This is a genomic window from Nocardioides alpinus, assembly GCF_900112035.1.
Classification (GTDB): domain Bacteria; phylum Actinomycetota; class Actinomycetes; order Propionibacteriales; family Nocardioidaceae; genus Nocardioides; species Nocardioides alpinus.
Genome location: NZ_FOKC01000003.1, coordinates 90,313 through 104,249 on the forward strand (window position 1 = coordinate 90,313; position 13,937 = coordinate 104,249).

Sequence of the window (13,937 nt, forward strand, 5' to 3'; positions counted from 1 at the left end):
GTCACTCTATCCGCGGGTGACGACACCGACCTCGCCGTCCCTCACCACCACGACCACGTCGCCGGCGGTGTCCGTACGCCACACCCGCGCGCCCGCGGCGGACAGCGCGAGGAGCAGGTCGGGCGCGGGGTGGCCGTAGTCGTTCCCCTCCCCCACCGACACCACCGCCAGCCGGGCTCCGAGCGACGTCAGCCAGTCGAGGTCCTGGTGCCGGCTGCCGTGGTGCGGCACCTTGAGGACGTCGACCCGGAGCCCCGCGAGGTCCCGCGCCAGCGCCGCCTGGGCGGACGGCTCGACGTCGCCGGTGAGCAGGATCCGGAGGCCCGCCACCTCGGCGACCAGCACGACACTGGCGTTGTTGGGTGCACTCTCGCTCGGGTCGCCGCCGGTCCCGTCCGGACGGGGCCACACCGCCTGCAGGGTCACCCCACCCACCCGTCGCGTCATGCCGTACGACGACAGGGCGGCGTGGCGGCCGAACGCGGACTCCACCTCCTGCACCCCCGCCGCGGGCTCGAGCAGGGCCGAGCCCTCGATCGCGGCGACCTCGCGGCCCTCGAGCACGCCTGCGACCCCGTCGACGTGATCGGCGTGGAAGTGGGTCAGCACCAGCAGCGGCACGGACCGGACCTCCAACCGGTCGAGGCAGGCGTCCATCGTCTCGGGGTCCGGTCCTGCGTCCACCACCACCGCCGCGTGCTCGCCCGCCCGCAGCACCAGTCCGTCGCCCTGCCCGACGTCGCAGACCGCGAACACCCACCCCGTCGGTGGCCACCCGGGGCTCGGCGGCCTGACGAGCATCACCACCACCAGCAGTCCGGTGCAGGCCAGCGTGGAGCCCGGACGGCGGAGCACCCGGGGTGCCAGCGGCACGGACGCCGTGCACAGCAGGGTCAGCAGCACCAGCGGAGCCGGGCCGGTCCCCCAGTCGACCGCTGCCGTCGGCACGTCGGCTCCCCACCGCGCGACCGCGATGATCCACTGCGCAGACCACGCGGCGGGAGCGGCCGCCAGCACCCCGAGCGGCGACCAGGCCAGGCCGAGCAGCCCTCCGGCCAGCCCGAGCACGGTGGCCGGCGCGACAGCCGGAGCCGCGAGGAGATTGGCGCCGACGGCGACCAGGCTCACCTGGCCGGACAGCGCGGCCACCACAGGCGTGCACGCGACCTGGGCGGCCAGCGGCACCGAGACGGCCTCGGCCACCCACCGCGGCGTCCAGCGCATCAGCGCATCCCGCCAGACCGGGGCCAGGAGCAGGATGCCGGCGGTCGCCAGGACCGACAGGGCGAAGCCCGCGGTGACCGCGAGCCGTGGCCAGAGGAGCAGCAGGCCGAGCACGGCGACGCCGAGCCCGCGGGTGCCGCGCGAGCGGCCGTTGCGCGCCATCCCGACGAGGGCGACGGTGCCCATCGCGGCTGCGCGTACGACGCTGGGCTCGGCCCGTGCGGTCATCACGAAGCCGGCGATCCCGACGGCCGCCAGCACGTAGAGCCATCGCCCGCGCACGCCCAGCCACCGTCCCAGGACGAGGAGGAAACCGACCACCAGGGTCAGGTTGGTGCCGCTCACCGCCAGCAGGTGGGTGAGCCCGGTCGTCCGGAAGTCGTCGGCGAGGGCAGGGTCGAGCCCGCCGTCGTCACCCACGACCAGCGCCGGGACGAGCTCGCGGGCGTCGGCGTCCCGTCCGGCGACGGCCGCGCGCACCGAACGGCGTACGGCTGCGGCGGCGTCCCACCACACGTCCGGCTCGGCCACCACCCGTGGCTCGCCGGTGGGGCGCACGAGTGCGGCCACGTCGTCCTCGGCCGGCACCAGCCGGGCCGTGGTCTCGACGGCTGTGCCCAGCGCGAACCGTGGCCAGTCCGCAGAGGCCATCAGCACCACCGGGGCGTCGAGGTGCCACGCGCGCCCCCTCCCCTCGACCCGCTGGACCCGGGCCTGCGCGACCTGGAGGTCGCCGTACTGGCCGGCGACGACGCGGACGTCCGAGGTGACCTGGAGCCGGACCGAGACGACGGCGCCGTCGTCGGCGAGCCCGGTCAGCGGTGACGTCTCGACGAGGGTCTGCTGGAGCGTGGCGATCCCGGCCACGGCGGCGAGGGCGGCGACAGGACCCAGCCAGGCGGCAGACCAGCGTCGACCACGTGCGCCACCAGCCACGACCAGGACGACCGTGCAGACCGCGACCAGCGCCACCCACCCCGGCAGCAGCAGGACCAGCAGGGCGCCCACCCACGCCCCCGCGCCGAGGGCCAGCGCGCGCAGGTCGGGCACGGGTCAGAGGGTGACGAGCGGGGCGAGGTCCTCGAGGGTGGCCTCGCCGATGCCGTCGACCTCGAGCAGCTCGTCCACGGAGGTGAACCCGCCGTTGTCGGTGCGCCACGCGATGATCGACTCGGCGGTCACCGGCCCCACCCCGGGCAGCGTCTCGAGCGTGGTCTGGTCGGCGGTGTTGAGGCTGACCAGCGCGTCGCCTGTCGACGGAGCGGTGAGGGTGCCGGCGACCCCGGGCACCGGCGCGACGCCGACGAGGATCTGCTCGCCGTCGACCACGGGCCGGGCCAGGTTGAGGGACGTGAGGTCGACCCCGCGGCGCGCCCCTCCAGCCGCCTCCAGCGCGTCGACGACCCGTGACCCGGCCGGGAGCACGGCGATGCCGGGCGTGCGCACCTTGCCGGCGACGTCGACCACGAGGTCGGCGGCCTCCTCTGACGATGCGGTCCCGGCTTCGGGACTCACGTCGGCCAGCGGCGACGGTGACCCCGCCGCGGAGCCCACCGGCGCCATCGGCACGGCCTCCGCCTGGTCGCGTACGGCCCACCACGCCGCCAGACCGACGGCCAGCGCCGCCACGACGGCGACGAGCGCGAGGTGCACCGGCCCCAGCTGGAGACCCCCGATGCGCAGGCGCCGCGACGCGTGTCGCCCCGGCACCGGAAGGACGACCGGAGGCGGACCCGCGTCCACGCGCTCGCGCACCCGCGTGTGCGTCGAGGCGTCGTCCGGCTCGCCGCGGACGGCAGCGAGCTCCGCACTCAGCGTCGCGAGTCGGCGCGACACCGCCTCGGCGTGCTCGGAGGACGACGGGGATCGGCGCATCCCTCCACGCTAGGAACGACGACGGGGCCGCAACAGGGGGCCTGCGCGATCTGTGGACAGGCCCCGCCGGGGTTCAGGGGCGCGGAGACACGCAGACCGCGACCATCCCCGGCCCGACGTGCGCGCCCAGCACGGCACCGAGCTCGCCGCACATCACCTCGCGACCCTCGAGCCCCTCGGCCAGCCGTTCGGCGAGGATCGCTGCGAGCTCCGCGGCCCGGTCGCCGTTGGCGAGGTGGGCGACGCTCACGTCGACGACCTGGTCGCCGGCCACCTCGACCGCCAGGTCGGCCAGCCGGGCGAGCGCGCGCGACGCCGTACGGACCCGCTCGCGCGGGACCACCTTGCCCTCGGCGATCTCCAGCAGCGGCTTCACCGACAGCGCGCTGCCGAGGATCGCGGCAGCGGCACCGATCCGGCCACCGCGACGGAGGTACTCGAGGGTGTCGACGTAGAACAACGACGTGGCTGCCTCGCCCCGGGCGAGCGCGGCCTCGGCCGCCTCCTGGCCGGTGCCGCCCGCGTCGAGCACATCGGCCGCGGTGAGCGCGGCATAGCCGGTCGCGATGCCGACCTGTCCCGAGTCGACGACGTGCACCGGCAGCTCGACCTCGAGCGCCGCCAGCTGCGCGGACTCGAAGGTGCCGCTCATCTCGCCGGAGAGGTGGATCGACACGATCTCGTCGACGCCGTCGGCCTCGAGCTCGCGGTAGAGGTCGGCGAAGAGCATCGGCGCCGGTCGCGACGTGCTGACCGGCACGAAGTCACGCAGCGCCTGCGCGACCACGTCGGGGGTGGCACCGTCCGGCCCCTCGTCGAGCACCCTGGCGCCGATCACGACCTGCAGCGGCACGACCCGGATGCCGCGAGCCTGCGCCACCTCGGCGGGCAGGCTCGCGGTCGAGTCGGTGACGACCACCACGCGAGGCATAGCGAGACCCTACTGGCGGACCGAAGACCTAGACGACGATGTTCACGAGCTTCGGCGCGCGCACGATCACCTTGCGGACCGGCGCTCCGTCGATGGCGCGCTGCACGCCCTCGTCGGCCAGGGCGGCGGCCTCCAGGTCGGCCTCCGAGATGTCCGAGGCCACCTCCAGGCGCGCCCGGACCTTGCCCTTGACCTGGACGATCGCCGTGACGGTGTCCTCGACCAGCAGGGCCTCGTCGACCTCCGGCCAGCCGGCGCGTACGACGGTGGGCTGGTGGCCCAGCCGCTCCCACATCTCCTCGGCCGTGTAGGGCGCGACCAGCGACAGCAGGATCGCCACCGCCTCGGTCGCCTCACGCACTGCCGGGTCGGCGGGGCCGCACCCGGAGTCGATGGCCTTGCGGGTCGCGTTGACCAGCTCCATCACGCGGGCGACCATCACGTTGAAGCGGTAGGCCTCGACCAGCTCGGCCGCGTCGTGCACGGTCCGCGCCGTCGTACGCCGCAGCGCCAGGTCTCCGGTCGTGACGTCGGCGCCGGGCGACGACGTGACGTCACCGGACAGCCGCCAGGCGCGCTGCAGGAAGCGCAGCGAACCCTCCGGCGACATGTTGGCCCAGTCGATGTCGTCCTCGGGCGGGCCCGCGAAGACCAGGGTCAGGCGCACCGCATCCACACCGAAGGCACCGAGCTGGTCCCCCAGGTTGACGCCGTTGCCCAGGGACTTGCTCATCTTCTTGCCCTGGTTGATCACGAAGCCCTGGTTGAGCTGGGCCGACCACGGCTCGCGGAAGTCCACCAGGCCCATGTCGTTGAGCACCTTGGTGAAGAACCGGCCGTAGAGCAGGTGCAGCACGGCGTGCTCGACACCGCCGACGTAGAGGTTGGACGGCATCCACGCGTTGACCTTCGCCGAGTCGAACGGCTGCGTGTCGTCGTGCGGCGAGCAGTAGCGGAACATGTACCAGGACGAGTCGACGAAGGTGTCCATGGTGTCGGTGTCGCGGGTGGCCGGCCCGCCGCAGGTCGGGCAGGCGACGTTGACCCACTCGGCCGCCCCGCCCAGGGGCGAGGTGCCCTTGGGCTTCAGGTCGGCGCCGCGCAGCATCGGCAGCGTGACCGGCAGCTGGTCCTCGGGGACCGGGACCTCGCCGTCGACCGGGCAGTGGATGATCGGGATCGGGGCACCCCAGTAGCGCTGGCGGCTCAGCAGCCAGTCGCGCAGCCGGAAGTTGACGGTGCCCTGGCCGGTCCTCTGCCCCTCCAGGAACTCGATCGTCGTGCTCTTGGCCTCCGCGACCGGCAGCCCGTTGATGTCCAGCGGGGCGTCCTCGCCCGGCGCGGGCGAGTTGATGGTCGCCCCCTCACCGCTGTAGGCCTCGCCGTCGAAGTCGTCCGGCACCTCGGTGGTGCGCACGATCGGCAGCCCCATCGCGGTGGCGAACTCCCAGTCACGCTGGTCGCCGCCGGGCACGCCCATCACAGCGCCGGTGCCGTAGTCGGCCAGGACGTAGTCGGTCGCCCAGACCGGGATCTGCTGCCCCGTCACGGGGTTGGTGGCGGTGACACCCAGGTCGACCCCGGTCTTGGGACGGTCGGTCGACAGGCGCTCGATCTCGGTCTCGCGACGGACCTCCTCGCGGTAGGTCTCGAAGGCCTCCCGCTGCGCGTCGGTGACCAGCTCGTCCGCCAGCGCGGCATCGACCGCGACCACCATGAAGGTCGTGCCGAAGATCGTGTCCGGCCGGGTCGTGTAGACCGTGACCGGCTCGTCGCGCCCGTCGATGGCGAAGTCGACGTGCGCACCCTCGGACCGGCCGATCCAGTTGCGCTGCGCGGTGACGACGCGGGCCGGCCACGTGTCCTCCAGCTCGTCCAGGCCGTCCAGCAGCTCCTGGGCGTAGTCGGTGATCTTGAAGTACCACTGGGTCAGCTCCTTCTTGGTCACCTCCGCCCCGCACCGCTCGCAGGCGCCGTTGACGACCTGCTCGTTGGCCAGCACCGTCCGGTCCTGCGGGCACCAGTTGACCGGGCTGTTCTTCCGGTAGGCCAGGCCGCGCTTGAAGAACTCCAGGAACAGCCACTGCGTCCAGCGGTAGTAGTCCGGGTCGGAGGTGTTGAAGGTCCGCGACCAGTCGAAGGACGCGGCGTACTTCTTGCACGACTCGATGGACTTGGCGATGTTGGCGCGCGTGTAGGTGTCGGGGTGCTCGTCGTTGCGGATCGCGGCGTTCTCCGCGGGCAGGCCGAAGGAGTCGAAGCCCATCGGGTTCAGCACCTCGTAGCCGCGCTGCCACCAGTAGCGCGCGACCACGTCGTGCAGCGCGAACACCTCGGCGTGACCCATGTGCAGGTCGCCGCTCGGGTAGGGGAACATCGTCAGCGCGTAGCGCTTCTCGCGCGGGCTGTCGTCGTCGGCCCTGAACGGGTCGAGGTCCTCCCACACGCGCTGCCACTTCGTCTCCGCGGCCGCGATGTCGTACGTCGCGCGCTCGGCCTCGTGGGCTCCGGTGTCGCTCGTGTCTGGGCTGCTCATGGCGTGTCCTCTTGTTGCTGGCGTGGTGCGTGCTGCTGGGTGTTGGCATGAAAAAACCCCTCACATGGAGGGGTAGCCGCGCGTCGGTCTCCGTGGGTGGGAGAGGCGATCAACGCGGCTGAGGAAGAAGGAGGTCCTGGTGCACGTGTGCATCATACTCGCTTCCATGGCTGCTGACCTGAGCAGGTACGACGACGTCCTTCGGCTGCTGGCCGCGCTCCCCCACCACGTCCCGGCGCTGCAGGTCGTCGTGGTGAACGGCTCGGCGGTCACCGGCGGGTGGGACGAGCACTCCGACCTCGACGTCGAGGCCTGGTGCAGCGGCGACGCCGCGACGACGTACGACGCCGTGCTGGCGCTGGTGCGCGCGGCGCTCGACGTCGACCACGTCTGGGAGCTGCCGGAGGCGACCTGGCCCACCGGTCGGCAGTGCTTCATCCACCTGCAGCCCGACGCCGCCGACCTGTCCCGGCCGACCCGACTGGTCGACGTGGTCGTCCAGACCACCCCCGAGCGGCTCACCATGGACACCCGTCGCCACGGCACGCCGATGGTCCTGCACGACCCGAATGGCCTCCTCCTGCTCGAGGACGACGACGAGGCGCAGATGCAGGCCCAGCGGGACCAGGCCGTGCAGCAGGCGGTGGCGCGGCGCCAGACGGCGGCCTGGCTGGTGGAGCGGGCGATCGCGCGTGGGGACCAGGCCGAGGCGACCGCACTGCACCTGCGCCTCGCGGTCGAGCCGCTGGTGCGGCTGCTGCGGATCCAGCACTGCCCCGCGCGCCACGACTTCGGGTTGCGCTACCTGCGCACCGACCTGCCGGCCGGGATGGCCGAGCGGGTGGAGGCACTGCTGCCCGGGCCGGCCGGCTCTGCTGCTCGGGCGACGTCGTCCCCGCACGAGCTGCTGACGGTCCGGTCGCGAGCAGCGTTCGCGTGGCAGGACGAGGTCCTGGCTCAGCTCACCTGACGCAGCGTCACTTCACGAACCTGGGCGTGAAGGGCGGGTTCCACCACTCGCCGTTGTAGGCCTTGACCGTACCGATCACGTGCAGGACGCCTGCGACGACGAACGCGGCGGCGAGTGCCGGCAGCATCACGACGAGGCCGATGCCCAGCGTCAGCAGCGCCACCGGGATGGTGAGGATGCCGAGCACGACCAGCCAGATGAACATGGTGATCTGGATGTTGATCGAGTTCGCGGCGTGGGCACGGACGAACGGACCGCGGTCCTTGTAGATCATGTAGACCGCGACCGAGGCGACGAAGCCGAGGAACCCGGCCGAGCAGATCATCGCGATGACGGCGCCGGCGTGGCTGATCGCTCCCCACGTGCGCTCGTCCTCGGCCGAGATCGTCGGCGGCTGGGCCTGGTAGGCGGTCTGCGGCGCTGGGGTGTGGGGCTGCTGGCCGTAGGCCTGCTGGTGCGCCTGCGTCTGCTGCGGGTCCTGCGGGTACTGCGGGAACTGGTCGGACATCTCACTCACTCCTCGGCGGGCCGGGTGCCCTGTGCTGACACCCACTCAACCACTCCGCGAGCGGGGTTTCATCCCGTCCCGGGGTGGAGTCAGGGTCGGGTCAGGGGTCGATCCGGGACGCCTGCTCCCCCACTGCCCAAGAAGTGTTTGACAGTCGGCCCGACCGCCGGGCACACTCACTCCCCAAGCACTCTTGGAGGGTGAGCGTGGATGCGACGACCGGGACCGACGACGATGCGGTGGCACGGCTGCGGGCCAGCGCGCACCCCGTACGGCTGCGCATCATGTCGCTGCTGACCGCCGAGGCGATGAGTGCGGCCGAGGTGGCCCGTGCGCTGGACCTCACCCACGCCAATGCGTCCTACCACCTGCGGGTGCTCCACGACGTCGGCGAGCTCGTCGTGGACAGCGAGGAGAAGATCCGCGGCGGGGTGGCCAAGCGCTACCGGTACGACGCCTCGCGCGAGGTCGCCGACCGTACGAGCGCGGTCGACGACCGGATCGCCCACGCCCGCGCCAACGCGCTCGAGATCGAGCGGCGGCTGCGTGACGCAGCGCGGGGCGGCGGCTCGTCGAGCGACCTCGAGGCCTGGGTGCCACTCGACGTCTGGCGCCGCGCGCTGGACCTCATGCACGAGGCCTCGCACCTCCTGCACGCCGAGGCCCGCCCGGCTGGGACTCCCGACACGGTGCACATCAGCGCGACGAGCAACGCGTTCACGATGTCCGGTGGGCTCACCGGTGAGGATGCGCGGTGGCGGCCGTGACCTGGTCCGGCGCGCTCGCACCCCTGCGCAACCGCAACTTCGCGTGGTACTTCTCCTCGCGCTTCGTCAACACGCTCGGCAACATGATGGCGAGCATCGCGCTGGCCTTCGCGGTCCTCGACATCACCGACTCCCCCACGGCGCTCGGCCAGGTGCTGGCTGCCCACACGATCCCGATGGTCGCGCTGCTGCTCTACGGCGGCGTCATCGCCGACCGGTTCCCCCGCACGCTGGTGCTGCAGTTCTCGAACGTCGCGTCGGCACTGAGCCAGGGCGCGATCGCCGTGCTGGTGCTGGCAGGACACGCCGAGATCTGGATGCTCGTGGTGCTGAGCATCGTCCACGGTGCCGTGTCCGGCATCGGGTTCCCGGCGATGGCGAGCGTGCTCCCCCAGCTCGTGCCCCGTTCGGATCTCCAGCCGGCCAACGCACTGATCTCCCTGACGCGCAACGGGATGATGGTGCTCGGCCCCACCGCCGGTGCGCTGCTGGTCGTCACGGTGGGCTCGGGGTGGGCGCTGGCCGTCGATGCCGGCACGTGGCTCCTGGCTGCCCTGCTCCTGATGCCGGTGACGATCCCGCCCAAGGAGTCCGCGGGTGAGCCTGCCGACACGATGCGTGAGCTGCGCGAGGGTTGGAGCTTCTTCTGGGCGACTCCGTGGTTGTGGACCGTCGTCGTCGGCTTCGGTGTGCTCAACCTCATCCACGCCGGGGCCTGGTTCACCCTCGGCCCCGCGATCGCGGACGACACGATCGGTCGGCAGGGCTGGGGCCTGGTCCTGTCCGCGGAGGCAGCGGGACTGCTCATCACGACTGTCGTCCTGCTCAGGGTCCGCCTCGAGCGCCCGCTGCTGCTCGGGATGCTCGGCGTGCTGATGATGGCACCGCCGATGCTGATCCTCGGGGTCTCGCCCCACCTGGTCGGCCTGGTCGTGGCGGCCTTCGTGGCTGGTGCCGGCACCGAGGTGTTCGGCATGGGATGGAACCTCGCCATGCAGGAGAACATCGAGGACCGGATGCTCTCGCGGGCCTACTCCTACGACGCCCTCGGATCGTTCGTGGCGATCCCGATCGGGCAGCTCGCGTACGGGCCGTTGGCGGTGGCGTTCGGCTTCCGTCCCGTCCTGATCGCCTCCGCCGTGGCGTACGTCGCAGTCGTGGCACTCGTGCTCTGCTCGCGGTCCGTACGCACCCTGCCGCGCGCCCCGGTCGACGTGCGGGAGCCGGTCGCCGAGGAACCCGCCCCGAGCGGTGGCTGAGCCACACTCCCCGCTGCCCGGACTGTGGCTGGATCACCGCTCCCCCGGGTCCGGTCCGCAGTGAGCGGCCGTAAGGTCGGGCCATGACCGTCATGGACCTCTTCCGTCTCGACGACAAGGTCGTCATCGTCACCGGCGCCTCGAGCGGCCTCGGCGTCGCGTTCGCCCACTGCTTCGCCGAGGCCGGCGCGGACGTGGTGCTCGGCGCGCGCCGCGTCGACAGGCTGGAGCGGGTCGCCGACTCCGTACGCTCCATCGGCCGCCGCGTGCACACGGTGCAGACCGACGTGGCCGACCCCGACCAGTGCCAGCGGCTCGTCGACGAGGCGATGGCGACCTTCGGCCGGGTCGACGTGCTGGTCAACAACGCCGGCATCGGCACCGCCGTACCCGCCACCCGGGAGACGCCCGAGCAGTTCCGCTCGGTCGTCGACGTCAACCTCAACGGCTGCTACTGGATGGCCCAGGCCTGCGGCCGGGTGATGCAGCCCGGATCCAGCATCATCAACATCTCCTCGATCCTCGGCATCACCACCGGCGGCCTGCCCCAGGCGGCGTACTCCGCCTCCAAGGCCGGTCTCGGTGGCCTCACCCGCGACCTCGCCCAGCAGTGGACGGGTCGCAAGGGCATCCGGGTCAACGCGCTGGCTCCGGGCTTCTTCGCCTCGGAGATGACCGAGACCTACCCCGACGGCTACCTCGACCTGGCGATGCAGCGCGTGCCGTCCGGCCGCACCGGCAACCCCCGCGAGCTCGCGGCAACTGCGGTGTGGCTGGCCTCCGACGCCGCCGGCTACGTCACCGGGCAGATGATCCCGGTCGACGGCGGACTGACCATCGCCTGAGGTGGTGGCGACAGTGGAGTGCCCGGACGGACCTACCGTCCCCCTGCTCCACCATCGGGAGGCCGACGGCGATGTCGCACGGTGACTACAAGGCGTTCTTCGCCGCCGCCTGCGCCGGCGACGTGAGCCTGGTCGAGCACCACCTCGATGCCGGGGTGGACGTCGACTTCATCCACGCCGAGCTCCAGTCCACGGCACTCGTGGCTGCGATCGAGGAGGGTCGCGAGGACGTGGCGCTGCTGCTGCTCGAGCGCGGCGCGTCGAGGACCCTGCGGTCCCCACTCGAAGGGACGACACCGCTGGAGGCGGCTCGCGCCGCCGGCCTCGGCCGCGTGGTCGAGCGGCTCGCCTAGAGCCAGGCCTCCCCGCGCACGACCCCGGCCGTACGCCGGCCCTCCGCCGCCTCGGCGAGCCAGGCCGCCTGCTCGCCGCGGGCGAACCTGCCGCTGCTCCCCCAGCCGTCGAGCGTCCGCCTGACCACCTGGTCGCCCTCCCGCACTGCGTACACGCCCCCGGACAGGGCCAGGACGAACGCGGTGTCGACCGTCTCCAGGAGATCGGCCGAGCCCGTGTCGCAGGCATCGCAACCGCAGTCGGGCTGCCGATCGAGAACCTCGGTGGGCTCACCGACGCCGACCTGCACGAAGGCCTCCGCGGCCTCGCTCGACGGGCACCGGGCGACGACGACCGGCTGGGTGCCCTCCCGGCCGCGGACGAGCGTGACGCGCGACGGCGTCAGCACGTGCTCGCCCAGCCAGGTGGCGGCTGCCGGGTCGACGGTCTCGGCGACCCCGAGGCCGGTGGAGGTCAGCACGTCCACCCACGCGTCGGCGCGCACCCCGAGCAACCGGTAGCGGGACGGATCGGTCACCCGGGAGTACTCGTCCTCCGCAGGACGGCGCCCGCCCGGGTGCGGGTCGGGCCAGTCGGCGAGGTCGCCCCGCAGCCGGGCGAAGGCCTCGTCCACCGCCGGCAGGAGCGCGGCAGCGGCGAACCGACGACGGTCCGGCCGGGTCGACACGGCGACCCCGTCCAGCGGGTGGCCGGTGAGCTCCCCGCCGGGGACGGCGAGCGTGAGCGAGACCGCCGGCTCGTCCCCGCCGTCCTCCCAGGACATGAACCACGACGCACCCGGCTCGCCCACAGTTGGCGTCCCCACCGGCAGCAGCGAGATCGCCGGTCCCTGCGCCGAGTGGAACATCCGGCGCGGCCAGTGCTCGGACGGCACGAACCCCAGGGCCAGCAGGAGGTCGGCCAGCGGCTCGGGGTCCGGCGGGGTGAGGCTGACGTGCTCGACGACCGGACCGTCCGCAGGTCCCGGTCCCATCGGCGCCGTCCACTCGATGAGGAACGGCAGGGCGCCGTCGTACGGCCCGGATCCGACGTCGCAGACCCGCCACTCGAGCAGGTCGCCGTCGGGTGTGCGGCGCGAGCCGGGCACCGGCGGGTCAGGGTCGAAGCCGGCCGCCACCAGCGCCGTCCGAGCCGCGTCGAGGTCGTCGACCGCGATCGCCCACGAGATCGGGCCGGGGGCCGAGCGGACCCGGTCGAGCCACGGATTGGACTCCCCCGAGCCGGCGGCGATCAGCTCGACGTACGCCGGGCTCGGGCCGCGGACGAGCACGTTCTCCGTGCCGACGGGGTGCGCACCGCCGCGGGACGCGGGCAGGCCGGCCGCTCCCCACCGGGACGCCGCCTCGTCGAGGTCCTCGACGGCGATGACGAGGTGGTCGAAGCGGGCGCTCACCTGCGTGTGGCTCAGCCCGCGGCGAGGATCTCGGTGACGGCGGTGACGAGCCCGGCGATGTCGTCGTCGCTGGCGACCAGCGGCGGCGCGAAGCGGACGGTCGAGCCGTGGGTGTCCTTGGCGAGGATGCCGCGGTCCATCAGGCGCTCCGACATCTGCCGACCGGTCATGAGGGCAGGGTCGATGTCGATGCCGGCCCACGCTCCGCGCACGCGTACGCCGAGCAGTCCCTGGCCGACGAGGGGACGGAAGCCCGCCTCGATCAGCGCGCCGATCTCGACGGCGCGAGCCTGGAAGGTGCCCTCCTCGAGCATCGCGACGACCTCGGTGCCGATCGCGGCAGCCAGCGGGTTGCCGCCGAACGTCGAGCCGTGCGAGCCGGGCGTGATGACGTCCATGATCGCGTGGTCCGCGGCGATGGCGGAGACGGGGTAGATGCCGCCGCCGAGAGCCTTGCCCATGATGTAGATGTCGGGGACGACGTCCTCGTGGTCGCACGCGAAGGTCTTGCCCGAGCGCGCCAGGCCGGACTGGATCTCGTCGGCCACCATCAGCACGTTGCGCTCCGTGCAGAGGGCACGCAGGTCGCGCAGGAAGCCCTCGGGCGGCATCACGACCCCGCCCTCACCCTGGATCGGCTCGAAGAGGACCGCGACGGTGGTGTCGTCGATGGCCGCGGCGACCGCGTCGATGTCGCCGTAGGCGGCACGCCGGAAGCCGGACGTGAAGGGCGCGTAGCCGGAGGTGGCGACCTCGTCGTCGGAGAAGCTCACGATGGTGGTCGTACGGCCGTGGAAGTTGCCCTCCATGGTGACGATCGAGGCCTGGCCGGCCGGGACGCCCTTGACCTCGTAGCCCCACTTGCGGCTGACCTTGATCGCGGTCTCGACGGCCTCCGCGCCGGAGTTCATCGGCAGGATCATGTCCTTGCCGGTCAGGCGGCACAGCGCCTCGGCGAAGTCGCCGAGCTGGTCGTTGTAGAAGGCGCGGCTGGTCAGCGTCAGGCGCCCCAGCTGCTCACGCGCGACGGCCACCAGGCGCTCGTTGGAATGACCGAAGTTGAGCGCGGAGTAGCCCGCCAGGCAGTCGAGGAAGCGGCGGCCGTCCACGTCGATGACCCACGCGCCGTCGCCCTCGGCGAGCACCACCGGAAGGGGGTGGTAGTTGTGCGCGGCGTAGCGCTCGGTGGTCTCGATGTGGGCCGCAGTGGCGGTGCTGGTGGTGAGGTCGGTCGCGGTCATGGACACATGGTGCCACCGACAACTCGGGAACGCC

12 protein-coding genes are annotated in these 13,937 nt (G+C 72.6%); 5 read left to right on the forward strand and 7 right to left on the reverse strand.

The genetic code is table 11. The features are described from left to right. Positions 1-6: 6 nt before the first annotated feature. The 4 genes from BM127_RS08220 to leuS form a co-directional block, all read right to left on the reverse strand. Positions 7-2,274, reverse strand: coding sequence for a ComEC/Rec2 family competence protein (locus BM127_RS08220; RefSeq protein WP_091197203.1), 2,268 nt, complete (start codon positions 2,272-2,274; stop codon positions 7-9). A gap of 3 nt (positions 2,275-2,277) precedes the next feature. After that, entirely contained in the window at positions 2,278-3,099 is an 822-nt protein-coding gene (locus BM127_RS08225; RefSeq protein ID WP_091197205.1) for a ComEA family DNA-binding protein, read from the reverse strand. A 73-nt stretch (positions 3,100-3,172) separates the two neighbouring features. Next, complete coding sequence (locus tag BM127_RS08230) at positions 3,173-4,030, reverse strand: DegV family protein (protein WP_091197207.1); 858 nt, start codon at positions 4,028-4,030, stop codon at positions 3,173-3,175. A gap of 28 nt (positions 4,031-4,058) precedes the next feature. Next, complete coding sequence (gene leuS / locus BM127_RS08235) at positions 4,059-6,566, reverse strand: leucine--tRNA ligase (RefSeq protein ID WP_091197210.1); 2,508 nt, start codon at positions 6,564-6,566, stop codon at positions 4,059-4,061. A 166-nt stretch (positions 6,567-6,732) separates the two neighbouring features. Here leuS and BM127_RS08240 point away from each other — a divergent pair, with 166 nt between their 5' ends. Continuing rightward, positions 6,733-7,536, forward strand: a complete 804-nt coding sequence (locus BM127_RS08240) for a hypothetical protein (protein ID WP_091197213.1) — start codon at positions 6,733-6,735, stop codon at positions 7,534-7,536. Between the two features lie 7 nt (positions 7,537-7,543). Here BM127_RS08240 and BM127_RS08245 read toward each other — a convergent pair whose 3' ends face one another. Then, complete coding sequence (locus BM127_RS08245; RefSeq protein WP_091197216.1) at positions 7,544-8,044, reverse strand: DUF4870 domain-containing protein; 501 nt, start codon at positions 8,042-8,044, stop codon at positions 7,544-7,546. A 200-nt stretch (positions 8,045-8,244) separates the two neighbouring features. Here BM127_RS08245 and BM127_RS08250 point away from each other — a divergent pair, with 200 nt between their 5' ends. The 4 genes from BM127_RS08250 (at position 8,245) to BM127_RS08265 (ending at position 11,268) form a co-directional block, all read left to right on the forward strand. Continuing rightward, the gene (locus BM127_RS08250; RefSeq protein WP_198554265.1) at positions 8,245-8,811 is read left to right on the forward strand and encodes an ArsR/SmtB family transcription factor; all 567 of its coding nucleotides are present in this window, start codon (positions 8,245-8,247) and stop codon (positions 8,809-8,811) included. Beyond that, complete coding sequence (locus BM127_RS08255) at positions 8,799-10,070, forward strand: MFS transporter (RefSeq protein WP_231263330.1); 1,272 nt, start codon at positions 8,799-8,801, stop codon at positions 10,068-10,070. The genes BM127_RS08250 and BM127_RS08255 overlap by 13 nt, the downstream gene beginning before the upstream one ends. 83 nt (positions 10,071-10,153) lie before the next feature. After that, the gene (locus BM127_RS08260) at positions 10,154-10,915 is read left to right on the forward strand and encodes an SDR family NAD(P)-dependent oxidoreductase (RefSeq protein ID WP_091197218.1); all 762 of its coding nucleotides are present in this window, start codon (positions 10,154-10,156) and stop codon (positions 10,913-10,915) included. Positions 10,916-10,986: 71 nt separating this feature from the next. Continuing rightward, positions 10,987-11,268 (forward strand): ankyrin repeat domain-containing protein, encoded by a 282-nt coding sequence (locus BM127_RS08265; RefSeq protein ID WP_091197220.1) that lies wholly within the window; start codon positions 10,987-10,989, stop codon positions 11,266-11,268. On the opposite strand, the gene BM127_RS08270 is transcribed toward BM127_RS08265, so the two are convergent. Continuing rightward, entirely contained in the window at positions 11,265-12,662 is a 1,398-nt protein-coding gene (locus BM127_RS08270) for a DUF6226 family protein (RefSeq protein WP_175507356.1), read from the reverse strand. The two genes, BM127_RS08265 and BM127_RS08270, sit on opposite strands and share 4 nt — an antisense overlap. Before the next feature lie 11 nt (positions 12,663-12,673). Then, on the reverse strand, positions 12,674-13,903 hold the full coding sequence (gene rocD, locus BM127_RS08275; RefSeq protein WP_091197947.1) for an ornithine--oxo-acid transaminase: 1,230 nt from the start codon (positions 13,901-13,903) through the stop codon (positions 12,674-12,676). Between the last annotated feature and the right edge of the window lie 34 nt (positions 13,904-13,937).